The organism is Bradyrhizobium betae (genome assembly GCF_008932115.1).
In the GTDB taxonomy this organism is placed as follows: Bacteria; Pseudomonadota; Alphaproteobacteria; order Rhizobiales; family Xanthobacteraceae; genus Bradyrhizobium; species Bradyrhizobium betae.
This window is the reverse complement of sequence record NZ_CP044544.1, coordinates 201,859-224,537: the sequence shown is the minus strand read 5'-3', so window position 1 is coordinate 224,537 and position 22,679 is coordinate 201,859. Positions and strand designations below refer to the sequence as shown.

General features: G+C 58.2%; 29 protein-coding genes, 2 pseudogenes and 1 riboswitch. Of the genes and pseudogenes, 14 read left to right on the top strand and 17 right to left on the bottom strand.

The features are described 5' to 3' along the window. Window positions 1-82 precede the first annotated feature (82 nt). A riboswitch (Fluoride riboswitch) is annotated at window positions 83-146 on the top strand. Between the two features lie 91 nt (window positions 147-237). The 6 genes from F8237_RS35605 to F8237_RS35585 all read left to right on the top strand — a co-directional run bounded on the left by F8237_RS35605 (window position 238) and on the right by F8237_RS35585 (window position 2,946). Beyond that, window positions 238-444: a hypothetical protein gene (locus F8237_RS35605; RefSeq protein WP_042002409.1), complete on the top strand. Its 207-nt coding sequence runs from the start codon at window positions 238-240 to the stop codon at window positions 442-444. Between the two features lie 4 nt (window positions 445-448). Next, window positions 449-829, top strand: a complete 381-nt coding sequence (gene crcB, locus F8237_RS35600) for a fluoride efflux transporter CrcB (RefSeq protein ID WP_100554927.1) — start codon at window positions 449-451, stop codon at window positions 827-829. 96 nt (window positions 830-925) lie between these two features. After that, a complete protein-coding gene (locus F8237_RS35595) occupies window positions 926-1,558 on the top strand; it encodes a 2,3-bisphosphoglycerate-dependent phosphoglycerate mutase (protein ID WP_100554972.1) in 633 nt (210 codons plus the stop codon). Beyond that, window positions 1,555-1,914: a hypothetical protein gene (locus F8237_RS35590; RefSeq protein WP_100554928.1), complete on the top strand. Its 360-nt coding sequence runs from the start codon at window positions 1,555-1,557 to the stop codon at window positions 1,912-1,914. Before F8237_RS35595 ends, F8237_RS35590 begins: the two co-directional genes overlap by 4 nt. A gap of 196 nt (window positions 1,915-2,110) precedes the next feature. Then, on the top strand, window positions 2,111-2,284 hold the full coding sequence (locus F8237_RS36030) for a hypothetical protein (RefSeq protein ID WP_154696383.1): 174 nt from the start codon (window positions 2,111-2,113) through the stop codon (window positions 2,282-2,284). Further along, complete coding sequence (locus F8237_RS35585) at window positions 2,281-2,946, top strand: dual specificity protein phosphatase family protein (RefSeq protein WP_100554930.1); 666 nt, start codon at window positions 2,281-2,283, stop codon at window positions 2,944-2,946. The genes F8237_RS36030 and F8237_RS35585 overlap by 4 nt, the downstream gene beginning before the upstream one ends. Before the next feature lie 112 nt (window positions 2,947-3,058). Here F8237_RS35585 and F8237_RS35580 read toward each other — a convergent pair whose 3' ends face one another. Next, complete coding sequence (locus F8237_RS35580) at window positions 3,059-3,673, bottom strand: undecaprenyl-diphosphatase (protein ID WP_157817364.1); 615 nt, start codon at window positions 3,671-3,673, stop codon at window positions 3,059-3,061. Window positions 3,674-3,967: 294 nt separating this feature from the next. Between F8237_RS35580 and F8237_RS35575 the strand changes: the two genes are divergently transcribed. Both F8237_RS35575 and F8237_RS35570 read left to right on the top strand, forming a co-directional pair. After that, window positions 3,968-4,729 carry a COG4280 domain-containing protein gene (locus F8237_RS35575; RefSeq protein ID WP_100554932.1) on the top strand — a complete coding sequence of 254 codons (762 nt, stop codon included), beginning with the start codon at window positions 3,968-3,970 and terminating at the stop codon, window positions 4,727-4,729. Window positions 4,730-4,739: 10 nt separating this feature from the next. Next, complete coding sequence (locus tag F8237_RS35570) at window positions 4,740-4,943, top strand: hypothetical protein (protein WP_100554933.1); 204 nt, start codon at window positions 4,740-4,742, stop codon at window positions 4,941-4,943. Window positions 4,944-5,010: 67 nt separating this feature from the next. Here the strand turns inward: F8237_RS35570 and F8237_RS37140 are convergent. The 7 genes and pseudogenes from F8237_RS37140 to F8237_RS35535 form a co-directional block, all read right to left on the bottom strand. Next, window positions 5,011-5,259 (bottom strand): annotated as a pseudogene (locus F8237_RS37140) (PilZ domain-containing protein). 40 nt (window positions 5,260-5,299) lie between these two features. Further along, the gene (locus F8237_RS35560) at window positions 5,300-6,076 is read right to left on the bottom strand and encodes a COG4705 family protein (protein WP_100554934.1); all 777 of its coding nucleotides are present in this window, start codon (window positions 6,074-6,076) and stop codon (window positions 5,300-5,302) included. Between the two features lie 161 nt (window positions 6,077-6,237). Continuing rightward, a complete protein-coding gene (locus F8237_RS35555) occupies window positions 6,238-6,996 on the bottom strand; it encodes a COG4705 family protein (protein ID WP_042002414.1) in 759 nt (252 codons plus the stop codon). Between the two features lie 79 nt (window positions 6,997-7,075). Continuing rightward, window positions 7,076-7,393: a PepSY domain-containing protein gene (locus tag F8237_RS35550; RefSeq protein WP_100554935.1), complete on the bottom strand. Its 318-nt coding sequence runs from the start codon at window positions 7,391-7,393 to the stop codon at window positions 7,076-7,078. Window positions 7,394-7,526: 133 nt separating this feature from the next. After that, window positions 7,527-8,840 (bottom strand): ATP-binding protein, encoded by a 1,314-nt coding sequence (locus tag F8237_RS35545; RefSeq protein WP_100554936.1) that lies wholly within the window; start codon window positions 8,838-8,840, stop codon window positions 7,527-7,529. After that, window positions 8,837-9,496, bottom strand: coding sequence for a response regulator (locus tag F8237_RS35540; RefSeq protein ID WP_100554937.1), 660 nt, complete (start codon window positions 9,494-9,496; stop codon window positions 8,837-8,839). Before F8237_RS35540 ends, F8237_RS35545 begins: the two co-directional genes overlap by 4 nt. A 586-nt stretch (window positions 9,497-10,082) precedes the next feature. Next, complete coding sequence (locus tag F8237_RS35535; RefSeq protein WP_100554973.1) at window positions 10,083-10,640, bottom strand: class I SAM-dependent methyltransferase; 558 nt, start codon at window positions 10,638-10,640, stop codon at window positions 10,083-10,085. 192 nt (window positions 10,641-10,832) lie between these two features. On the opposite strand from F8237_RS35535, the gene F8237_RS35530 reads away from it, so the two are divergent. Next, window positions 10,833-11,471: a nucleoside phosphorylase gene (locus F8237_RS35530; protein WP_310473110.1), complete on the top strand. Its 639-nt coding sequence runs from the start codon at window positions 10,833-10,835 to the stop codon at window positions 11,469-11,471. A 111-nt stretch (window positions 11,472-11,582) separates the two neighbouring features. Here F8237_RS35530 and F8237_RS35525 read toward each other — a convergent pair whose 3' ends face one another. The 5 genes from F8237_RS35525 to F8237_RS35505 all read right to left on the bottom strand — a co-directional run bounded on the left by F8237_RS35525 (window position 11,583) and on the right by F8237_RS35505 (window position 15,511). Continuing rightward, the gene (locus F8237_RS35525; RefSeq protein ID WP_100554939.1) at window positions 11,583-12,563 is read right to left on the bottom strand and encodes an MBL fold metallo-hydrolase; all 981 of its coding nucleotides are present in this window, start codon (window positions 12,561-12,563) and stop codon (window positions 11,583-11,585) included. Beyond that, complete coding sequence (gene sorB / locus F8237_RS35520; protein ID WP_100554974.1) at window positions 12,563-12,886, bottom strand: SorB family sulfite dehydrogenase c-type cytochrome subunit; 324 nt, start codon at window positions 12,884-12,886, stop codon at window positions 12,563-12,565. Before sorB ends, F8237_RS35525 begins: the two co-directional genes overlap by 1 nt. A gap of 11 nt (window positions 12,887-12,897) precedes the next feature. Beyond that, window positions 12,898-14,109, bottom strand: a complete 1,212-nt coding sequence (gene sorA / locus F8237_RS35515; RefSeq protein WP_100554940.1) for a SorA family sulfite dehydrogenase catalytic subunit — start codon at window positions 14,107-14,109, stop codon at window positions 12,898-12,900. A gap of 77 nt (window positions 14,110-14,186) precedes the next feature. Further along, the gene (locus F8237_RS35510) at window positions 14,187-14,987 is read right to left on the bottom strand and encodes an anti-sigma factor family protein (protein WP_151650826.1); all 801 of its coding nucleotides are present in this window, start codon (window positions 14,985-14,987) and stop codon (window positions 14,187-14,189) included. Further along, window positions 14,984-15,511: an RNA polymerase sigma factor gene (locus F8237_RS35505; protein WP_100554942.1), complete on the bottom strand. Its 528-nt coding sequence runs from the start codon at window positions 15,509-15,511 to the stop codon at window positions 14,984-14,986. Before F8237_RS35505 ends, F8237_RS35510 begins: the two co-directional genes overlap by 4 nt. 230 nt (window positions 15,512-15,741) lie before the next feature. Here F8237_RS35505 and F8237_RS35500 point away from each other — a divergent pair, with 230 nt between their 5' ends. Beyond that, window positions 15,742-16,218 (top strand): DUF302 domain-containing protein, encoded by a 477-nt coding sequence (locus F8237_RS35500; protein WP_244626181.1) that lies wholly within the window; start codon window positions 15,742-15,744, stop codon window positions 16,216-16,218. Between the two features lie 53 nt (window positions 16,219-16,271). Here F8237_RS35500 and F8237_RS37525 read toward each other — a convergent pair. The 4 genes and pseudogenes from F8237_RS37525 to copM form a co-directional block, all read right to left on the bottom strand. Continuing rightward, window positions 16,272-16,618, bottom strand: a pseudogene (locus F8237_RS37525) (MerR family DNA-binding protein). Window positions 16,619-16,987: 369 nt separating this feature from the next. After that, window positions 16,988-17,470 (bottom strand): hypothetical protein, encoded by a 483-nt coding sequence (locus F8237_RS35490; protein ID WP_151650825.1) that lies wholly within the window; start codon window positions 17,468-17,470, stop codon window positions 16,988-16,990. A gap of 201 nt (window positions 17,471-17,671) precedes the next feature. After that, entirely contained in the window at window positions 17,672-19,105 is a 1,434-nt protein-coding gene (locus tag F8237_RS35485; protein ID WP_100554946.1) for a YncE family protein, read from the bottom strand. A 1-nt stretch (window position 19,106) separates the two neighbouring features. After that, a complete protein-coding gene (gene copM / locus F8237_RS35480; protein WP_371412394.1) occupies window positions 19,107-19,526 on the bottom strand; it encodes a CopM family metallochaperone in 420 nt (139 codons plus the stop codon). Between the two features lie 166 nt (window positions 19,527-19,692). Between copM and F8237_RS35475 the strand changes: the two genes are divergently transcribed. The 4 genes from F8237_RS35475 to F8237_RS35460 all read left to right on the top strand — a co-directional run bounded on the left by F8237_RS35475 (window position 19,693) and on the right by F8237_RS35460 (window position 22,675). Next, window positions 19,693-20,112, top strand: a complete 420-nt coding sequence (locus tag F8237_RS35475) for a nuclear transport factor 2 family protein (protein WP_244626195.1) — start codon at window positions 19,693-19,695, stop codon at window positions 20,110-20,112. A gap of 66 nt (window positions 20,113-20,178) precedes the next feature. After that, window positions 20,179-20,688, top strand: coding sequence for an RNA polymerase sigma factor (locus tag F8237_RS35470; RefSeq protein WP_100554947.1), 510 nt, complete (start codon window positions 20,179-20,181; stop codon window positions 20,686-20,688). Beyond that, on the top strand, window positions 20,685-21,485 hold the full coding sequence (locus F8237_RS35465; RefSeq protein ID WP_100554948.1) for an anti-sigma factor family protein: 801 nt from the start codon (window positions 20,685-20,687) through the stop codon (window positions 21,483-21,485). Before F8237_RS35470 ends, F8237_RS35465 begins: the two co-directional genes overlap by 4 nt. A gap of 86 nt (window positions 21,486-21,571) precedes the next feature. After that, the gene (locus F8237_RS35460) at window positions 21,572-22,675 is read left to right on the top strand and encodes a YeiH family protein (protein WP_100554949.1); all 1,104 of its coding nucleotides are present in this window, start codon (window positions 21,572-21,574) and stop codon (window positions 22,673-22,675) included. The last annotated feature ends 4 nt before the right edge of the window (window positions 22,676-22,679 follow it).

The following is a 22,679-nucleotide window of genomic DNA, read 5'->3' as shown; positions in this document are numbered from 1 at the left end:
ACTGGGACGATGGCCGGACGGCGCGTCGAGCATCGAACTCGGATCGATCGTTGACCGATTTGGTCGGAGCGACTAGTGTTGGAGTACAGATGGGGATGGAGTCCCCCGATACCCGCCCGTCGTGGGCTGATGACTCCTGCTGGGATGGGGCTGCAAAGCTCCGTCATGGCGGGAGCTTTGTTTAACCCGCCATAGGCGGGTTTTTTGTTGCCCTTCGATGATTGCAAGGGCAGCCGCATGGACATTCTTACCAGGCAATTGCGCGAATGGCTTAAATTGATCGCGGGCGATGGCTTTGCCGCGTCAATTCTTGCTGCCGTCGCCGCGGTCTGTTTTCTCGCGTTCGGATTGGGCGTGGCCTACGACCTCGTCGGCGGCCTGCTTGTCCTCGGACTAGTCACCGCTATCTTCGAAGCGCGGTCGCGCGCGAAGAATCGAAGATAGCGCGATGCAAGCGTATCTGATCGTGTTCCTTGGCGCTGGCATCGGCGGTGCTTTCCGACATGGAGTCAACGTCTGGTCCGCTCGCGTCTTCGGTCTGAATTTTCCCTACGGCACATTGATCGTCAACATCGTGGGGTCGCTGGCGATGGGTTTGATCGCCGGCTATTTCATGGCGAGCGGAAGCGCCTCCCAGCACTGGCGGTTGTTTCTCGCGACCGGCATTCTTGGCGGCTTCACTACCTTTTCGTCGTTCTCGCTCGACGTCGCCCTGCTTTATGAGCGCGGCGAGTTGGTGGTCCTCGCCTTTTACGTTCTGGCTTCGGTGTTGGCGTCTGCTACGGCGTTGTTCATCGGACTCTGGGCGACGCGGAGTTTAATTTCTTGAAAGGGTTACATCGGCAAAGGCATGTCGCGAGGGACGCCGTTTGGCCGACGCAAAGGAGCGCGCATGTCCTTTGACAATCCTGCTACGCAGCCATCGATCGACCGGCGTCTCGTCCTCGTCCGGCACGGCCAAAGCGAGGGAAATCTGAAGAACATCTTCACTGGCTCGCGCGATCTCGGTCTGACGGAACAGGGAATTGCCGAAGCCGGCAGTGTTGCGCAACGGTTGCAAGCGTTGGATGTTCGGTTCGATATCGCCTTCACCTCAAGGCTTCGACGGGCATGGCAATCGTGTTCGATCGTCCTGGAGAACATGGGACAAGCCAATGTCCGGCAGTGTCGCAATGCCGCACTCAACGAGCGAGACTACGGCGATCTCACTGGTCTGAACAAGGATGAGGCTCGAACGCGTTGGGGCGACGATCAAGTTCATCTGTGGCGCCGCTCGTATGATGTTTCGCCGCCGGGCGGAGAGAGCCTGAAGGATACGTCCGCACGGGTATTGCCATTCTTCATCCAAACGATCTTGCCCGCAGTCATGCGCGGCGACAGGACGTTAGTGGTTGCCCACGGGAATAGTCTGCGCTCCCTGGTCATGGTTCTGGACAGATTGTCGCCCGAAACAGTCACCTCGGTCGAGTTTGCGACCGGCGATATTCATCTTTATCGCCTCGCTGCCGATACGACCGTCGCGCAAAGGCAAGTCTCACTGGCATCAGGTGAAACATGACATTTCCCACATTCGTACCGGCAATACCGATCCAATGCTTCGCCCTCGATGCCATCGAGAAGAGCGCGACCGCTTTCGGCAAGCCCGTTTTGCTGATTCACGGCGACAATCATTACTTTTCCATCGAGCCGCTGAAGAACGGCAAGGGCCGCCCAACCCCAGGCGTCAACAACAGCGATACCCTGGTTCACGGGTTTCGTGCGCTGCGCGATCCCGATCCACCCGGCGTATCCGGATTCGCGCCGCTCATCATTCCAGAGAACGGCTTCGGGTGCACCAAAGTGAACTGCGGGCGAAATGGCATCCATCGGCGTCATCATCCGTTCGGAATTGCTCGTCGGAGAGCAGCCGCATGAAGAATTTTGTCAGTCCATCTTTCTTTCGGCTGTTCGATCTTTTGATGAGCACCCACAATCCGGGTTCGAAGCGATCGCATTGGACGTTGGACGGCGTCGAGTGCGCGAGAGAGAGGCACAGTTATAGCGGCCCGACGAATGGCTTCGTTGTCGAAGCTTTTACTCTTAGCGGTCCGGTCGTCGGGGATGGATGCTCATGGTCGTGAAGGAATACTGGTGGATGGGCGAAGCCGCCAAAGCGATAAAAACCATCCGGTGGGCGCGCCCGATCAGCGGCAGGCGGCTCGATGCCATCGCATGGTTTCGTAATCAGGAGGTCGAGCTCGATCGCGCGGCGCCTCCGATAGCACATATTGGAAACTCGCAATGACCGAAGGAACGGCGAACGACCGAGGTCGCCAATCAAATGTCGGGAGGTCCTGTCTCGCTTTCTTTGCGACAACGAACCGGTTTTTGAAGTCTCACCCGATTGGCCGCGCCGTGACATATACGACAAATGCGCTTCTCATCTGCGTTGGTCTTGCCGGCGGGTGGGCCATCGGCCTGCAACTGGTTGGGAATATTCACGTCGTCGAACCCGGGGTGCTTTACCGCTCCGCCCAGTTGAACGGGCAGAAGTTGGCCGATGTGATGGCTGCCTACGGCATCAAGTCGGTGATCAACCTGCGCGGAAAAAATAGCGGGTCTTGGTGGTACGACAACGAAGTGGAGGTGACGACCGCGCATGGAGCCTCTCATCTGGACGTTCGAATGTCGGCCTTACGGGACCCGGAGGACGCGACGATCGCCCAACTGATTGAGACGATGCGCACCGCCCCTCGGCCGATGCTGATCCACTGTCAAAGCGGGGCCGATCGGACCGGATTGGCCGCAGCTTTGTTTGAGCGTTTTGTCGAAAGGCGCCCTACCGATATTGCAGCTCATCAAATTTCCTTCCGGTACGGGCATTTTCCGTGGCTCGGAAGCCGGTCAATTGCCATGGACCGAACATATTGGAAGCTTTCGACCGGTGGCTTGCCGAAGACTGAGTAATGTATCGAAAGCGACCCGAAAGAAACGAGCAAACGACAGGAAAGATGATTGCTGAGATCGAAGTTTTTGAACGGCTGGCACCTGCCCGTGACGAGCGTTATCTCAAAACGCTTCATCGATCAGCGACGCGGCGGGGGAAAATCCCCTTGGGCAAACGGAGGGCATGTAGCAAAAATTCGTAAGACCGCTCTATCAGCGGCAGAATACGGTCTGCAACGTGAAGATGAACAGCCCATGCCACAGCAGCACCTGTGGCCGCGACAACGGCGGATCCGACCATATCGAGAGGAAAGTGAACGCCCACGTAGATTCGAGCCAAGGCCGTCGCAAGACCGGCGAGAACCAATACCCATCCCCACCCGCGCTGTACTCGCGTGACGAGGAGACCGAAGCCGAAGGTCCAAAGGAATGTGGTGTGATCGCTCGGAAAAGAGCTGTCGGGCGAGTGGGCGAGAAGGGTGTGGCCCAAGCCTATCGCGAAGGGGCGTGGATGATACCAGAGAAGGCCAATGGTCCAGCTCAGTACAAACGCGGTCAGGAGCCCGGTCCCGATCGAAATCAACGCATCCCGTTGGTCGCGCACGCCTCGAATCCACAAGCATACCGCCAGAACGGCGGCCACATAAACGAGATATTCCGCGGCTACCTTGGCGAACGCTATCGTTACGACATTCGCTGAAGCCGGGGCATTGAGGGCCAGAAAAAGTGCGGTATTCCAGGTTTCCATCGTTCTCTCAGCAATACGTCCGCATCGGCGCGGGAGGAAGGTTAGGACCATCGCGTCTGAATTGGGCGCGGTCGGGGCGGAAACAAAATCGACACTCAATGTTGGCGCTTTCAACGCAGACCCACCATTCTGCGGAAAGATAGGTCGTCCCATTTTCCGTATTCGGCAAGTGTCGGTTTCCTTCACGGAGGATTCGCTCGCCGACAATGATACAATACTCGGTGTACCTAAATTCATCTTGCATCACCGGTTCGCGTCGGTGCGCTGTCTCAAATTCTCATCGGAAGAAGTAACATGATCGTTAATTGGGCGCATGCTTGGCCGCCGGCGATTGCCGCATTTCTGGCCTCACTCGTCGAGTTCGTCGAAGCTCTGACCGTGGTTCTGGCCGTGGGCGCGGTCCGCGGCTGGAGCGGTGCACTGATCGGAAGTGGGGCCGCGCTTGGCGTGCTGCTGGCCATCGTCGTGGCTATCGGTCCGGCGCTCACGCGTATCCCGCTGGATGTCGTCCAGCTCGCCGTCGGACTGCTTCTGCTCCTCTTCGGAATGCGATGGCTGCGCAAGGCAATCCTGCGTTCGGCCGGAGTTATTCCTTTGCATGACGAGAACGCGATCTATTCCAGGCAAACGGAATCGCTGCGCAAGCTCGCGCAGCGTGGGCGAGGATGGGACAAGGTCGCCATCGCAACAGCTTTCAAAATCACGATGCTCGAGGGCACAGAGGTAGTCTTCATTGTTATCGCTGTCGGTTCCGGCGGCGTGGGCTTGCTTGTTCCGGCGAGCGTGGGGGCGCTGGCCGCGCTGCTTGTCGTCGTCCTGCTTGGCTTTGTCGTTCACAAACCTTTGGCATCCATTCCGGAGAATACCTTGAAGTTCATGGTCGGTGTATTGCTCTCCGCCTTTGGGGCTTTCTGGGTTGGCGAAGGCATGGGACTTCGATGGCCGGGGCAGGACTGGTCGATCCTTGGTCTCGTCGCTGGCTTTCTGATCATCGCATTGATCGCAACCTCGCTTTGCCGGGCCCGGTTTGCCGCGCGCGATGCCGCGAAACGATAGGAGCTCATGCATGCGCTGGTTCAAGACGATCATTCTGGAGCTTTACGGCCTGTTCGTGGATGACGGCAGCTTTGCAATCACAATCGTTGTATGGCTTGGCGTCGCGTGGCTTGTGCTGCCATGGCTGATTCCGGGCTCGGCCTGGGGCGGCGCAATCCTGTTCGCCGGTCTTGCCGTGATTCTCACCGAGAGTGTCTGGCGGCATCGGACGTAGGTGGATCTCCTCCGACACGACCGATCCTATCGACCGTCTGACGACCACCTTCGGAATACGATCAAGGCTATGTTTCCCGTTTTTGGTCATCGGAATGCGATGCGGTGAAGCGAACACCGATACGCTTCTCCTTGCGCCAGATAACCCGGCACTGATGCGCGCCGTTCTCCATTACCAGGGAAAAGACGTCAGGAATTCCGATGGGTGATGTCACGTCAAGCTAGGCGCCGTACTCGGAAAGATTTCGAATTGAGCAACTGATCGCACCTCCACCAAAGGAGACCCCGCGACGCGGTGTTGAACGATGTTCCTCCATTTGAGAACTCCATGATGTAGTCTTCAACCAACGCCTAATCTCAGGGACGCGGCGAAAATGCCGCGGGATGCGGTCCCGGCCGCTGCGGAATAACGAGGATACAAACGGTAATGACAACGATGAGGGCCGCCGAGACGGAAAAATCTCCAATGGCAAGCCCCCCGGCGGCGATCGGCTTGTCAAGTGAGTTGGCGATCGTGGCGCCCAGCGGGCGCGTCAGGATGAAAGCGGCCCAGAACAACGTGGTGCGAGACATCGTCGTAAAGAAGTAAAGAACAGCGACGATTGCCAAGACGACGGCGATCACAAGCGCACTGCCGTTGTAACCGAGCCCGGTGTCATCTGCCATCCAGTCGCCGAGCGCCGTGCCGAGGGTCTGCGAGAACATGATGGTCGCCCAGTAGAACGCTTCGACTTTGGGCGACGTAACGGTTTCGACGGAGACGGAGCCGAGCGACCAGTACCACAAGCCCAGTGTCGCCATGACCATCGTGAAGAGCGACAGGGAGCCGCCGAGATAGCCAATGCCGAGCGAACGATCGACCAAGTCGGCAAGCGTCGTTCCGGCGAGCGTGGTCGCCGTGATGGCGGCCCAGTACAGGAAGGGCTGAAATCGCTTCGCCCTAATCTGAGCACTCACGGCCGCAATCAATACGGTGGCAAAGATTGCAGTGCCGATCAGATAACCGAGACCCAACGTCAATGTTACCGCGTTGCCGCCCACCTCGCCCAGGGTGGTCGCGAATATCTTGATGACCCAGAATCCGAGCGTGATTGCCGGCACCTTGCTGGCTTCTGTGCTGACGATTCTGTACATGCGGCTTTCTCCGAACAACGATTGCTGATTGAACGACAAATTGACAAATTGAACATGGGAGCCGCTCTCCGACGGCTACGGATCCTGCATCGCTCGACGCGCCACGCTTGAAAATTTGCGAACGCTCATGAGGATCGCCATCGCTTGCCGACGCAGTAGCGTCATGCCGGATGCTTGCCCGCGCGCTGCGGCAACAGGATCAGGCACGCAAGGATGAAGGCTGCGATCACCGCCGATGCGAGCGGTCTGCTGAGACTGAGACCCCCGGCAGCGACCGGTTTATCGAGGAAGTCGCCGACCGTCGCGCCGAGCGGACGGGTCAGAATGAAGGCCGCCCAGAACAGCAGCACCCGCGACACGTTTGTGCGATAATAGAGTGCGACAACGACGGCCAGCCCGGCCGCAAAGACGAGAGCGCCCCCTTCATAACCAAGGCCGCCGGTGTCGGCCAGCCAGTCGCCGAGCGCAGTGCCGAGGGTTTGCGAGAACGTGATCGCTCCCCAGTAAAACGCCTCGACCTTCGGCGTAGAGACAGTGTTGACCGATACCGTTCCCTCCGACCAATACCAAAGCCCGAGGACGCTCACGAGGCAGAGAAACAGCAGCGATGAGCCGCCGGTATAACCGATCCCGAGCGATCGGTCGGCGAAGTCGGCCATCGTGGTGCCAAAGGTGGTCGAGGCCACGATGGTCGCCCAGTAGAGAAACGGGTGAAAGCGCTTCGCGACGATCTGTGCGATCACGAACGCGATGAGCAGCACCGCGAACAAGGCTGTTCCCGCCAAATAACCCCAGTTCAGCGTCATGGTGACGGTGTCACCGCCGGTCTCGCCGAGCGTTGTGGCAAGAATTTTGATGATCCAGAAGCCGAGCGTGACTTCAGGGACTTTGCTCAATGCGAATTTCTGGGCTGGGGTCATGATTGCATTTCCGTTATGTAGCCGGCCACCCGGCGCGTGCGAGGACGCACCGGGTTTGTTCGTGGGACCATGCTGCGGGTCAGTCCGGATGAGGACCTTCTGTCTTGTTTTCGAGCACCTTGCCGCTCGCGGCATCGACGCCGACTTCCTGCGTCCGCGAGCCGTTCTTGATGTCGAACGAATAACGCAGGCCGCTGCCTCCGGATTCGCGCTCAAGCTCTTCGTCGGTGACTTTCCCGGGATGGGCCTTGAGGGCGGTTTCCCGGGCCTGCGTAATGGTGACCTTCGCTTGACCGGCAAGCTTTTGACCGGTGTAGGCCAGCGCTGGCGCCGCGAGCGCCAGCAAGATACCTGCGGCGCCCAAGGCGCCCAGGCGATACGGGGTAGTCCTGATCATGTGTCTCTCCAATTCGCCCCCGCTTGCGAACGGATGCGCGACGCGTCGGCGACGGCCCGCTCCGATGAGATGACCATGGCCCCGGAGACTGAGGACAAAATGAGCCTGGGTGGGGCGAGAAGAAAAAAGAGCGCTATGCCGGTAATGTGACGCGCGCGAGAACGCCGGCGGCCCCGTCGGGGCGATTCTCGACGGTCAGGACAAGACCGTTGCGCTCGGCAATTCGCCGCGCGATCGCCAGCCCCAGACCGGTTCCCTCGACGTCCGGCGGCGACGCGCGATAGAACCGATCGAAGATGCGGGAAACGGCGCCGGGCGGCAAACCGGTACCCGTATCCAGAACCTCGACAACGCTTCGCCCGTCGCGCAGAGTCAGGGAAACGTCCACCTGCCCGCCGGAGGGCGTGTACCGCACGGCGTTATCGATCAGGTTTGCGAATAGAACGCGCAATTCCTCGACCGAACCATGCAGCGTCGCGGACGTCTCCATCCGGGCCCCGAGATCGATGCCCTTGTGTTCGGCCAGCACCACATGATCGCCGACGCAGTCGAGCAGCAGCGGACCCACCTCAACCGTTTCGCTGAGGGGTGCTACGGGTTCATCGAGGCGAGCCAGTCGCAGCAGTTGACCGACGAGGGCGCTCGCGCGCCTTACGCCCTGCGCAAGTGCCGCCTTGCCAGCCTCGAATTCCGCTCCGACCGAACCGGAACTGTTGATCTTGAGGTTATCTACCTGGATTTGCATCGCGGCGAGCGGGGTGCGGAGTTCATGCGCCGCGTCGGAGAGAAACCGCTTCTGCGCTTCGACGGCGGCGCGCAGGCGCTCGATCAGGCCGTTCATGCTTTCGACCAGAGGCGCCACTTCGACCGGAATTCCGGTGAGGGGAATGGCTGCGGCCGCTACCGCACTTCGATTGGCGATATCTCGCGCCAAGGTGTCCAACCGTCCAAGCATCCGGTTCAGCGCCCAGCCGACGACGAGCCAGGACAGCGGTATGACGATCAGGATCGGCGCCGCGGCCCCCACGGCGGCGCTTCGGGCAAACTCCTGACGAACCTTGTCGCGCTGCGCGACCAGCACGGTCCAGGTGTCGTTGTCCGTTGAATAAACCCGCCAAGGTTCGCCGGCGATGACGACATTTTCAAAGCCAGGTTTCCTCGGCCGCGCGATATTGAGACCGCGAAGCGTGGTATGGACAACGACGCCACCCTTCCAGATCGTTACCGCAATCTGATCTTCCGGATCCTGATCGCTGGCCGGCGGCGCGTCAGCATCGGGAAGACCCAAACCGGCGTTGAGTGCAACCTGGCGTAGCTGCCCGTCAAGAAAATCAGCGGCTTCGTCACGCGCAAGCTTGTAGGCGAGCAACATCGCGGCGGCGCCGACCAAGGTCAGAAGAACGGTCATCGAGACAAGGGTTGCTCGCCGGAGCGATACCGTCGTCATGATTTTTGTACCATCCAGCCCGCCCCCCTCACATTGAAGATGATGTCCTTCCCAAACTTGCGCCGTATCGAGTAGATCAGGGCATCGACCGCGTTGCTTTCCACCTCTTCTCCCCAGCCGTAAATACGCTCCTCCACCTGCGCGCGGGAAAGAATACGACCCGGGCGCTCCATCAAGGCGTGCATCAAAGCGTACTCGCGGGCAGGCAATACCTGCACGATGTCGGCATGCGACAACTCATGGGTCTCGGTGTTGAGCTCAATCGTGCCCGTCACCAGATAGGATGTCGCGCTGCCCGCCCGACGGCGAAGGACCGCGCGCATTCTGGCGAGCAACTCCCGTGTCTCGAACGGTTTGACGAGATAGTCGTCCGCGCCGAGATCGAGCCCGGCCACCCGAGAATCAAGCCCTTCGCGCGCCGTGATGATCAGCACAGGTGTATCGAACCCCCGGCTCCGCGCCGCCTTCAAAAGATCGAGACCTTCAACGCCAGGCAGCCCGAGGTCGAGCAGCACAATCGCATGTCCGCCATCGGCGAGCGCGGCTTCCGCCTCTCCGCCGGCGCGCACCCAATCTACCGACATGCCTTCCTCCGCAAGCGTCCGGGAAAGGCCCTCGCCGATCATCGCGTCGTCTTCCAAGAGCAGAACGCGCATCGCCAATTCACTCACATCCCGGGGCAAAAGGCCACGCTACTTAGGGAAACCGCCGCGCCCACTCGATGGCTTTTCCATTACAATAGAATGGTGCCAATCTTCGGTCCAAGACTTGTGCGCGAACAGGACGTGGTTCATTCGCTCGGACGTCGCTTTATCCTGACGCCCTTGACAGTCTCATCTTACAAACCATGAGGTCGATTGAATCGAGCCCATTTAGAACGTCCATCGGACCTTTCACAGCTTTAATCTTTGCGTAGCATTTCTTGCTCTTATCAACATCTTAAAACTTTTTGCGCTCAGCGCATTCCCGACGCTTACGGTACAGCACTGTCGAACCGATGGCAGCGCAGCTCTGCGGATTTCCGCCAGCTCTTGAGTGTGCCCTAGAGCTGGCGATCAATTTGTGTCGTCGCCAACGCGCGGCGTTTATGGGAGACACGTCTCTGACGGATAGTCATTGTATATGGCCTGCATCAGCGCAGAGCCGCGAGACGAGACGACATAGAGGTTTTCGCTTGCTTCGATATTCAGTGCAGGCGCACAAACATCACGCTCGGATCAATTGCAATGTCATTGAGTACGGTTATGTTCTTCGGAAAGTGCTGAATTGGAATCGCTGCGTTGCACCGCGCGGCGTGATATGTTCATGCGGCTGGGTGGCGATTAATTCAAATTCCGGTCCAATCTCTTCTGACAGACCTGCCGCATCATAACGAATGACTGGTAAACCACTGCATCGCTCCGGGCCGTCTAGAGCAAACGTTCCAATGATAATGTGGCCGCCTGATCTGAGTGCCGTTTTGAGTCGGCGCGTGTAGGCGATGCGATCGGCAGCCTCCGTGAGAAAATGAAACGCTGCGCGATCGTGCCAAATATCGTAATTTTCTGACGGCTCCCATTTTGTCACATCCACCGTCACCCATTCGAGCACTGTTACACGCTCGAACCCGTTGGCAATCAGACCATCAACAACACGTGACGCACCTCCTCCGATATCCACGATGGCTGAGGCCGAAGTTACTCCAGCGAGCTTAATCAGTTCGAGCGATAGAGCCGGGTTCTCCTGAAACCAGCTACCCGCATTCTCACCCTTGCTGGTATAGACTTCATCCCAATGCGCTTGACGATTCTCGTCGCTCATGAAAACTCCCATTCATCACCGGTGATGTAAGGTTGACCCAAAATGGTTACGCCCCCGATACTCGACAATAAGCACGCCTCGTCGCCGTCAGTATTCGTACCTTCGACGCTGCTGCGCGAGGCAAGACGCCAAAAGAATATAGCAGCGGTTCAGGTGCCCTCGGTATGTCTACTGGACCCCGATGGAGACCTCGTGCGTGTCCTACGCGAGACGGGGCGAGCCAAGCCATTTGCAGGTTGGCCCTGTTACCATACCGAGCTCGACACATTCCTGCTTGCGGGGCAGCAGGTAGGAATTATTGGCCGCGTTGTGGGAGCCCCATTCGCGGTGCTCGTGGCAGAAGAATTGTTCGCAAGTGGTTGCCGTTTGCTAGTGAGCCTAACGTCGGCGGGCCAGATCCTGCCATCAAAAACTCCGCCGTATTTTGTCATTATTGATCGAGCGCTCCGCGATGAGGGAACGAGCTATCACTATGCGACCCCTTCTGAATTTGCAGAGGCCGATCCGCAGATGGTGAAAGTGGCGGCCGATGCGATACTCGAAACAACGCTGCAGGCGGTCGTTGGCTCAAGCTGGACGACGGACGCCCCGTTTCGCGAAACCGCTGAAGCTATTGAAGCTGCACGCGAGAAGGGGATCCTTGCCGTCGAGATGGAGGCCGCAGCGCTTTACACTTTCGCCCGGATTGCGGGTGTTCGGCTGCTATGTTTGGCCCATGTCACTAATACTATGGGACAGACTGACGATGACTTCGAAAAGGGAGAGGCTGATGGCACGCGTGACGCGCTCAATATGCTGGGCGCGGTTGTAGGCGCCTTGCTCGCGTATTGAGTTTCAAAATTTCTCGAAGTGATCTTTAGATTCTTTAATCGACCCGTTCCTGGTGTCAGGAATATCGCCGTTCTGCATCGCTTCGTGCGTCTACTGTCAATGTCGCTTAGCTCAATCGAAGCACATCAAATCTTCGGCGACTTTGGTAGGTCCATCGTAATGTTGTCGTATGATGGCAAGATTTTCCTGTAGCGGGCCAAGGCTGCGCGCCATGTTGTGCGACAATACGAGTTGAGCCACGCCGCTCTTGGCGGCGAGTAATCCGATTTCACTCGGCCTCGCATGCAACTGACGCGAAACCGGGTCCGCCATTTCTGGCACAGCGTGATCCATTACGAGGATGTCTGCACCCTTGATCATGGCGGCGAAAGCGGAATTGTCGCCATTCTGGTCACCGGCGAAGGCAATGCGGCGACCGCGGACCTCGACCAAATAACCAAGTGCGGGGACCGGGCCATGTTTGACGCCGATGGCCGTCAATTTGAACCGGTCGTTTCCAAAGGCAGCTTTTGGCGTCGCCGCGGCGGCATTCATTTCGATGATATCAGCGCGAACCATCCCTCCGCTCCCGTCGAGATAACCCGACAGATATCGGAACGCCCCTCGTTTTGGATCGAACAGCGCGCGCATAAATTCCTTCATGCCGGGAAATGCACTGCCGCCGCTGGGGCCGACGATCGGTAACGGGCGCTGCCGCTCACCGAAAAAGCCGCTCTTGAGCAGTGCCGGAAGGTCGGAGACGTGATCGGCATGCAGATGCGTGATGGCGATGGCATCGAGCGACTCGAACTTTGCTTTGGCCTCGCCGAAACGCAGGAAAACGCCTCCCCCAGCATCGACCAGAAGCCGCGCTTCGCCATCCACCCACAACAGATACCCTGAACTCGCCCGGGCGTCGTTTGAGTCCGGGCCGCCCGAGCCGAGAACCTGAACAGCGACAGGTGCGGAACACGCGGCGAAGGCTTTGAGCGGAACTGCCAGCGCTAGAATTGTGGCGACGGCCGCCAGGCGCCGCCGCCATCGCGAGCCCGACTGACGCCGCCTCCTGCGTTCCGTTGCCGATCGGCACGCCGCGGCAACTGCGCCGCTCATCAATAAGTCGCGGCGAGATAGTCCACGATTTTGCCAACGTCGGCATCTTCAATCGGCGCGCCGTAGACCTTTATCATTTTTGTCACCTCCGCCTGCCAAAAATCCTTCTTGAACTTTGGACCCTGCGGTTGGGTCTTAACGTAGTCAGCGGAGTGGCAGGCCGTGCAGTTGTTCTGGACAACTTCTAGGTTGGGACCAGGCTTAAACGCCGCAGTCTCATCGGGAAGCTTGTAAGATACGGGCTTGGCGCTGACCACAGCAAGACCGGAACCGGCAACGGCGAGTGCAACGACGCCTGCGAACGTGAGTGCTAATCGCTTCATGGTCATCATCCTCAAGCCGCCGTGACGCGGACGGTCTCGACCACGTTGCGCAGATAGCCCGCTGGATTCCAGAGCGCTTCCATCGGTTGCGTCTTGCCGTCGTTGCTGGTTGCACGAACCTTTAACTCATGCGCTCCTGCGGCCAATTTCACCGGCAACCGCCATTCGCGGAATGAGTATTTGCCAAGGTCCTTGTCCAGCGTTCCCGTTGTCCATGTCTTGCCTCCGTCGATCGAGACTTCCACCATCTTGATGCCCGTGCCGCCGTCGAACGCGATACCCTTCAGCGGCGTTTCCGCGCCAGCTTTTACCTTGGCTCCATCGGCGACATTCGTGATGAACGATCGCACCGTGAACTTGTTGATGGGGATCGTCGCCTTCGGCGCCGTGCCAGGCTCGACACAACCGCAGTCGGTATCGGGGATGCGATAAGCGGTCTTCATCCAGAAGCCGTCGAACACGTTATCGACGACGTTAATTTCGTTGAGGTGCTTGACCCAATAGGTGCCGTAGTATCCCGGCACGATCAGCCGCAGCGGAAATCCATTTAGTACAGGCAAATCCTGGCCGTTCATGGCATAGGCCAGCATCACCTCGCCGTCGCGGGCATGGTCAATCTCGAGCGCCTTGGCAAAGTCCGGGGTCTTGTCGCTCACAGGCCCATCCATGCCGCCGAACACGACTTGCTTGGCGCCTGACTGGACACCGGCCTTGTCGAGCACCGTCTTGAGCGGTACGCCTTTCCAGCGCGCATTGCCCATGGCCCCATTACCAAGCTGACCACCGGCGACGCGCGGGTTGAAAAACCCGCGGCTGTTGCCGGAGCATTGATTGACCGCAATCAATTCCATCGCCGGCATTTTTTTGATGTCGGCAAGCGACAGCTTCATTGGCTTGTCGATCTTGCCCTTGATATCGACGGAAAATTTGTCGGGATCGATATCCAGCGGCACATCGGCCAGGTGGTACCGCACGAAGAACGCGTCGTTCGGCGTGATGATATTTTCATTGAACACGGAAAACGGTGTTTCAAGCTGGGGCGGCCGGCTGGTGAGGCCGATCATCGTGCGCTTCTGAGGATATTTGACGAGCGGCCGCTCGCCATTCTCGAACGGCAGCGTCACAGTTTCGGCTGCGAAGCTTGCGAGCGACGATCCACCGATCATGCCGCTTCCGGCCAGCAAAGCCGCTCCGCCCTTGAGGGCGGTCCTTCGGTTCATCATTAGTCTCTCCCAGGGGACATATTCCCGCCAAGGAGATGAAACGCATCACTGGCCCAATTTATTCCAAAGTTTTTTGCCTAGACCCGACAGGCGGTTCCGGTCCGTGTTACATTCCGCAATGCGGTACGAATGCCGTCATCGACGATCTGGCCGGGGTCGACAAGCCGTGCGACAGCTTCGGCAAGACGATCAATACGGGTGGGGTCCATTCCCTTGGCTATCAAAGCGTAGCCCGCCACCCGATCGCGCCACGCACGCACGCGAAAATCTCCCGCATCGAGCGACTTCGGCGCCGACTCAAGGCCTGCTGGCGGAGTACCGATCCAGAAGCCGACCATGCAGCCATGCGGGCCGCGATAGCCCAGGAACGCTGTCTCGCCGCCGATTGATGAGGGCATCTGTGCGACGTAAACCAGCTTGAGTTGGGCATCGGAAAGGTCCAGCGGACGGGCCGCTGCGGCAGCGTCAATTGTCACGATGGTTCGATCGTCGGGATTATTCCGCGAAGCGGATGCAAGCCATTGCTGTTGCGCGGCCAACGCGCCGTCCAGCCAGGCTTGAGCCGCTTTCGGAGCAGGGTGAGAATGGATCAACAGACCGGCAGCCAAGACCGCGACAAGGCTCGCAGCGGCGGCGTAGATGCGCCACGCCGCAAACCGGCGGCCCTGCAATCCGATTGGAAGCGGAGGCAGTTGACCTGCGGAAAATTCAAGCTGGTGCACGCCCGCTTTCAATTTCGACAACGTTGCGACCCGCGCCGCTAGCGTTGCGTCTTGTGCAACGGCCGCAGCCACCTTTGCCGACATGAAACGGTCGAGTTCGCCGTCCACATAAGCGTTCAGCAAGTCCCAGCTCATCTCGATATCATCTGTCGTCATTTCTGCTGGCTTCGCAACGACCGCATCGGCCTCAAGTTATCTTCTGCAACGATTTCCAGTAATGCTAACCGCGCGCGACTCAAACGGCTCATGACAGTCCCGACAGGGATATCGAGCACCGTAGAAACATCGGCATACTGGAAACCCCAGATATCGACCAGTTCAATAATTTCACGGTAGGCCGGATCGATCTTACCCAGCCCTTGCCTAATGGTGATCTCCGCAATCACCCGATCGTCATATCCCCATCCTCCGTTTTGGAATTCGTCAGCGAACGCGTCATCGGCGCGGACCTTCTTACGCCGGTATTGGTCTATCGAGGCATTTCTGACAATTTTGAAAAGCCAGGCGCGAGCGGCTTCAGGGTCATCCGGAGCATTTTTGCTTGCGAGAGCATTAAGCGCGCTCTGCTGAATCAAATCGCGTGCGTTGTCGGTATCGCCGGTCAAACTCAATGCATAGCCGAACAAACGGCTCCAATTCAGCTCAAGAGCGGCTTCCACGGTGCGTCTCGACTTGCGCATGCCGGCCAGCCTAATGAACTTTCGCCACCTTGCCAAATGGCCGGCGTGTCGCCTTCATCCTTCTGCCAAGCAGAAATCTCCAATGTTACCTGACGTTTAATCACGATGTTTTCATCCTGGCCTAAACGCTATCCGTCATTCGCCAGAGCGGTGTTGTGCGGAGGCTGATACATTGCACTCCGGCAAGCGGATCAGTGGATCCGAGAGTGCCAACGCAAGGAGGGTTCGACGTGATATCGAAAAGCATGGTTATCGCAGCAGGCCTGATAGCAATATCGTCTACGTTCGCCTTCGCAGACGATGGTTTGATCACAAAGCCAAGCAAATACTCCGTCAAAGACACTATCGAGAAGTTTGAAGCCGCCATCAAGGCGAAGGCTGCGGGAGGATGGGTTATCTTCAGTCGCATCGACCACGCCGCCGCGGCAAAGGAAGCCGGATTGGAAATGCGTCCGCGAACCGTCATCGTTTTCGGCAATCCAAAAGCTGGAACGCCTCCGATGACCAAGAGCGCCACGCTCGCCATTGACCTGCCGATGAAGGCGTTGGTCTGGCAAGACGATCAGGACAAGGTCTGGCTGACGTATAATTCCAGCGAGTACGGCGCAAAGGTGATCTCTCCTCGCCATGGTCTCGCCGTTCCGGAGGAAGCCGCCAAGAGACTCGAGAAATTCCTTGCCGAGGCCAGCGACCAGAGCACGCAATAACAAATTGATTCCGCTTCTTTCCGGACATTGCTTTGAATCGCCGGCCCACAAGCTTACGATGCGGGCGACGACAGCGCTTCCAAAATTGGACAAGGAACGGACTCGCCCGGCGCGCAGGCTTTCGCCAACGCCGCCAGCGCTTTTTCCAGCTTTTTGAGACTCCCAATTTTCCCGCGTACATCGTCCAGATGACGCGCGGTCAATTCTTTTGCAGCGGTCGTACACATCGTGCCGCTGTCCGCCAACTGCAGCAATTTCCGTATATCGTTCAGAGAAAAGCCAAGCTCGCGGCTGCGCCGGACGAATGAAAGCCGCTGTACGTGCTGCTGTTCATAAGCTCGATGCCCCCTCTTGTGCGGGGTGGGACAGCGATAAGCCCTTCGCGCTCGTAGTAGCGGATCGTTTCAATGTTGGTGCCAGTTTCTCCGGCGAGACCACCGATCAACATCGGTCCAGCAGACTTTTTGCTCATTCCTCAAAATCCCCTTGTATCTGTAGTTGCTACAGGTTCTAGGATAACATCGAGTCAAAACCTAGTGGCTCGACAAGGAGAAAAAAATGATCGTTCGGTTGATGACAGCAGTTTTCGCTCTCGCTGTCTTTGGCGGTACAGTGGCCGCTGCTTGCCCATTGTGTCCGTAACTCAAGAAGGAGGCCGCCTTTACAGGCGGCCTTCGTTTCATTCCAGCATGATAAGGAATCCACGGACTTCGCTTGGCTGACATTGCATGCCTGTGGGCGTAACTACGATCGCTCGACAGACGCTTCTCTATCCGCCGACTCCGCACCACACAGCGAGCATCACGATAATGGTTCCACCCATCGAAAGAATCACGGGCAACGCAGCGATCTGCAGCAGAGCTTCACGGCCGGTGATCCTGCCGGTTGCCGTATCAACCGGACCTCTGACAAAGGCGCCAAACGACCGCGTCATAGATCGTTCCGGCGTCATGTTGCGAGAATACCATCCGCCTCCTGCCAGCAGGCCGATGAGCATCACATTGATGAATCCAACCATGACGATCGAGACAGCGGCTTCGCGGTCTCCAGCAAAGCCAATCCAGGCTGCTATCACGAACCAGGCAAAAGCTCCGATTGAAATCCAGATTGCAGCTGGATGAACAGCGGTCGATTGCTTCAGAAGCGGCTGGGTTAGCGGGATCCTGGCAACCGACGTTGATCGCCGCGCGACTGGAAGGGAATTCGCTTGAAACGCACCTTTGGGTGCTTGTAACGCTACTTGTGCCATCATCTGGCTCCTTATCGTTCACAGCTTCGATGGGGCATGTCGCCTTCCACCGTTCGTTATAATGAACGTAAGCAGAGCCAATCCATTGATCCAATTCATTGTTCGTGTGCTTCCAATCGACAGCTACGATCAATGAGTCCGACCTGTCATGGTCGTGCCGCGTTTCTAGCAGCACGACCATGGAATGAAAGAGCGCCGAAGATTTCAAGGCATTTGAACTTGTACAGCAGCGCTGAGGTCGCTCGCCGATCCTGCCGCAATTACCAGGTAACGCCGAGCGTCATCCTGCTTTGCCTCGATCAATTGGCGAATGGGTCCCACTGTGTTGACGATGGCGGCGCCGGCTGGATTGGTCATGAATGCGGCCAAAGGCTGAAGCGGGCCTTCGCCATTAGCGCTGCTTGATAACGCCAACGTGTATGCCTTCTTCGGTTCAAGCCCGGTCACCGCAGCTTGTACGACTTGCACCAGCCCCTGATTGAACAACGTTACTTGCGTCGCAGTTTTTCCGCCGGGTGCAGCGAGCTTAAGCTGCGCGGATTCGGATGCTGCCGCGAGGGGCTGTAAATTGGCAATGCCGTCGCCTGATGGCACCGCGTTGGGTACATAGGCAACGCCCTGTGGCGCTTGTCCGAGCGGGATAGTCGCGATCAGCTTGTTCTCGATCGTGTCGATCGCTGCCGCCGCGTCGGCGTTTTCGAGTCCGACATAGACCCGCGTGCCGTCACCGGACGGCCAGATGCCGTGCGGAAGCGCGCCGGTTTCTATCATGGCTACTTGCTCGAACGTATCGGTCCGAAATACCTTGACCGAATTGAGTCCGCCGACAGTCACATAGGCGAATTGGCCGTTGCGGTTACGGACAATATTGACATGGTTGGTGATCGGACCGGTATCGATCGTTTTGATGACATCGAATGGCGGCTTTGCATTGAAAACCATGGTTTTGCCGACGTCCTTCAACGTGAGCCAGACCTGCTTGCCATCCGGGGTTGCTGCGATATCCGGACAGAATGGGCTTTCCTGTTTGACGCGGCCAACAATTTTGTGGCTGTCGGTGGCGACAACGACCGTCTCCGGACTGAAGCTCGAACAGATGTAGCCGTATTTGCCGTCGGGCGAGAAAATCGTCATGCCGGGACCGTTCGGAACTTCAATCCGGCGCGTTTCCTTGTAGGTTTTGCCATCGAGTACAGCGATGTAGTTTTCGCCGCGCACCGCGACCCAGATTTCCTTGGCATCGGGCGTGAAGAACGCCTCGTGCGGCGAGCGTCCAACATAGGTGACGTGTTTCACAGTATTGGTCGCGGTGTCGATGAAACTGACGGAATTGGAGCCAATCGAAATTACTGCGAGGGTTTTGTGGTCGGGCGAAAACCCCATGCCGTGAACCAGCAACTGGCCTTTATAAAGCGGACTGAGATTGCCGGGCGCTGGATCGCCGAGCTTGATGACACCGAGCAGCTTATTGCTCATGGGATCAATCACCGAGACGGTGTTCGAGAATTGGTCCGATGTGTAAAAGCGATCACGCGAATTAATGGCAATGTCAGGCTTTTCCGCTGCGCCGGGCGCTTGGCCAGCCGTCGCCGACAGTGTCGTCGCAAGCAGCACACAAATCGATAGTTGGGCTTTCATGTCAAAAATCCTTGTGGTTGAGATTGAATGTTGCCGGTTCGGTTGGCTGCGATAAGTGGGCCGGGAGCTGCGTCAACGCGCGTTTCATGACGTCTATCTCCTGCAATTGCTCGACGATGATGCCCTGTGCCAGACGCCGCAGCACCGGATCCTTCCCGAATTGCAACTGGATGCGCGCCATATCGACAGCACCCTGATGATGCGGAATCATCATCGCCGCGAAGTCACGATCAGGATCGCCCGAAGGCGCAACCATCATGTCGCGATTCATGAGCTCCATGGCGCGACCCATCTGGGCGTCGAACGAATTGTCGGTGGTGGAACTCGTCGGCAAATGATGCATCTGCCCATCATGAGCAAAGACAGCGGTGCCGACGATGAGAGCGGCACCAAGTGCCGTGGTCATGATGTATTTTGACATGTGCTCCTCGCTTACAGGTCATGCGGGGACGCCCTGCAGACGAGAAAATTCCGTGGTATCCGAGAATGCGCGTCACGATAGCGTGACAGAAAACAAGGTGGGCATCGGAATAAAGTCGTCGAACCAGCGTCTTCTGCAGGCTGACACCATTCACAAGGAGATCGCCGTGAAGACTTTCCTGCTTTCGACCGTCGCACTTACGCTGCTGACGGGTGCTGCTTTTGCTGGCCCGGCCGAGGATATGGCCAAGGCCCGTATCGACGCCATTGCCAAGGGCGACGTTGCCGCCGTTACGTCATCCTATGCCGATGGGGCAACCTTGCATTGGGTTGGCGGTCCGCTGGACGGCCAATACACCGGCGCCGACAAGCTCAAGGAAGTCTGGGGCAAATTCACCAAGGCCCAGGGCGATCAAAAAGCCACGGTCGCGGCGATTGCCGAATCTGCAAACCCGAAGGGGTCCACGGTTACTGCGAATGTGGCGTTCGCCGGCAAGAATACCGTCAAGGTTCGCTATGTGATGGTCTATCGTGACGGCAAGCTGGGCGACGAAATCTGGCAGGTCGATCCGAACGCAACTTTTTAAGCTTCATAACTCTGGCTGGGATGAACGCCTCATCCCGGCTGGAGAAGACGGGCGAGAGGCTTTGTCTTGGACGAAACCGCGGTTTTTCTGGAACAGCACATTCCCGCACTGCGCCGGTATGCGTTCGCGCTGGTGCGGCAGCACGATGCCGCTGACGATCTCGTTCAGGACTGTCTCGAACGTGCGATTGGCCGATGGCATCTGCGGCATCACGATGGCGACCTGAAGGCATGGCTTCTCACCATCCTGCGTAACCAGTTCATCAACACCTATCGTCAAAAGCGCCGCCGCGGGATTCATTTTGCCTGGGAGGATGTGACCGAGCCGCCAACGTCGGACGGCGCGCCCGATAGCAGTACGGCGGTTCGCGACATTCTCGCCGGTCTGGAAACGTTGCCGGAGGACCAAAAGTCGGTGATCCTGCTCGTGGGTGTGGAGGATTTATCTTACGATGAGGCCGCGCGTGTACTCGGCCTGCCCGTGGGCACGGTCATGTCACGCCTCAGCCGTGGCCGTGAGAAGCTGCGGGAATATATGGAAACCGGCCGCACCGCCGTGTTGCGGAGGGTAAAATGACCAACCACGAGAGCCCAATCGGCGAGGACGATCTGCACGCCTACGTCGACCGGCGTCTGCCGCAGGATCGCCTTGAGAAGGTCGAAGCGTATCTGAAGTCAAACCCGGACGTTGCCGCCCAGATATCCGCATGGCGGACGCAGCGCGAGACCTTGCGCGATCAATTGGCGTCGAAAGCCGCCGAACCTATTCCGGCCCGTCATCGCATCTCGAACATTCGCGCCATCAGACGGCAGGGTCGTCTTCGCCAACTCAACTTGATGGCTGCATCCGTGCTCTTGCTTGTCGCAGGGGGCGCCACCGGCTGGATCGCAAAGACCGAATGGCCGGCCAGCAGCGGTGTTCAAGGCGTGATGGTCAGTGACGCCATCTCTGCCTATCGAACCTTCGTTGTTGATGCTGCCCATCCGGTCGAGGTGAAGGCGACCGAACAGGATCATCTGGTTCAATGGCTGTCCAACCGGCTGGGTCAGCCCATCAAGACGCCAGACCTGACCGGATTTGGTTTCCGCTTGATGGGCGGTCGTGTGCTGCCTGCAGCAACCAACGGCGTCGCCGCTATGTTGATGTATGACGATGATCACGGAACTCGCCTGACGCTCTACCTCCGAAATGGCGAAAGTGGCGAGACCGCCTATCGCTTCGTTCGCGAGGGTAACATTTCGGCGTTCTACTGGATCGATCGTGGGCTTGGATTTGCGCTCTCGGCTGCGGCCAGCCGCGAGAGATTGTTGCCGATCGTGGACGCGGTCCATCATCAGATCGAAAAGTCAAAACCGCTAAACAATAAATCGTAAAAATCGATTGATTTGACACTTATAATCTGTTGGATTGATTGATTAAAGATGCCGATATTGGGTTGGTAAGCCAATGGAGCCAACTCATGAACACCCTAGCTTCGCCAATCGTTTCACGCGCCGACGTCACCGTCTCGCTCGACAACGATACCGCCGGACCCGTGCCTTCAGGACCGGAACGTGGGCTGGGCGCTGCAACCTTGGCTGTCCTGCCGGGCTTGCTCCTGACGTCGGCGGTGGCGGCATCGGCTTATGCGCTCCGGCAGCTGCCGGGAATGGCGACGTTCAGCCCAATGATCCTCGCCATCCTGATCGGCATCGCCTTCCATAACCTCGCCGGCACGCCGGCGATCGCCAAGCCGGGAGTAACGTTCAGCCTGCGACGGCTGCTGCGCATCGCGATCATTTTGCTCGGGCTCCAATTAACGATCACACAGGTGATCGAGGTCGGTGGACGCGGCATCGGCATCATCGCGGCGACGTTGCTGGCCACTTTTGCTTTTACCGTATGGACAGGCAAACTGCTGGGCGTCGACCGCAAACTCGCGCAATTGATCGCAGCCGGAACATCCATCTGCGGCGCTTCGGCTGTCATCGCGACCAACACGGTGACCAACGCTCATGATGAAGACGTTGCCTACGCGGTCGCCTGTGTGACAGTCTTCGGGTCGGTGGCGATGTTTGCCTATCCGCTATTGCCGGGGCTGTTACATCTCGATCCGCACGCGTTCGGATTATGGACCGGCGCATCGATTCACGAAATTGCGCAAGTCGTCGCGGCAGCTTTCCAGGATGGACAAAAGGCCGGCGAGTTCGCAACAATCGCAAAACTGTCGCGTGTCATGCTGCTCGCTCCCATGGTGATCGCGCTGGGATTGATGGCGGCTCGCGCCGCCAAGAAGAACGATCCGGCCGCGAGCGCGTCATCGGCCCGGCCGCCGATGCCGTGGTTCGTGCTCGGCTTCGTGGCGCTGGTCGGCGTCAATAGCCTGATCACCGTTCCGGCCGAAGCAAAAGTCTGGGTTGTAGCAGTGACGACGTTCCTGCTCTCCGTTGCGCTGGCGGCGATGGGGCTGGAGACTGACATTCGCAAGCTGACGGCCAAGGGCTTTCGGCCTGCCATACTGGGCGCCCTCGCCTTCCTTTTCATCGCAGGCTTCAGTCTGGCGCTGATCAAAATGATTGGGTAACGGT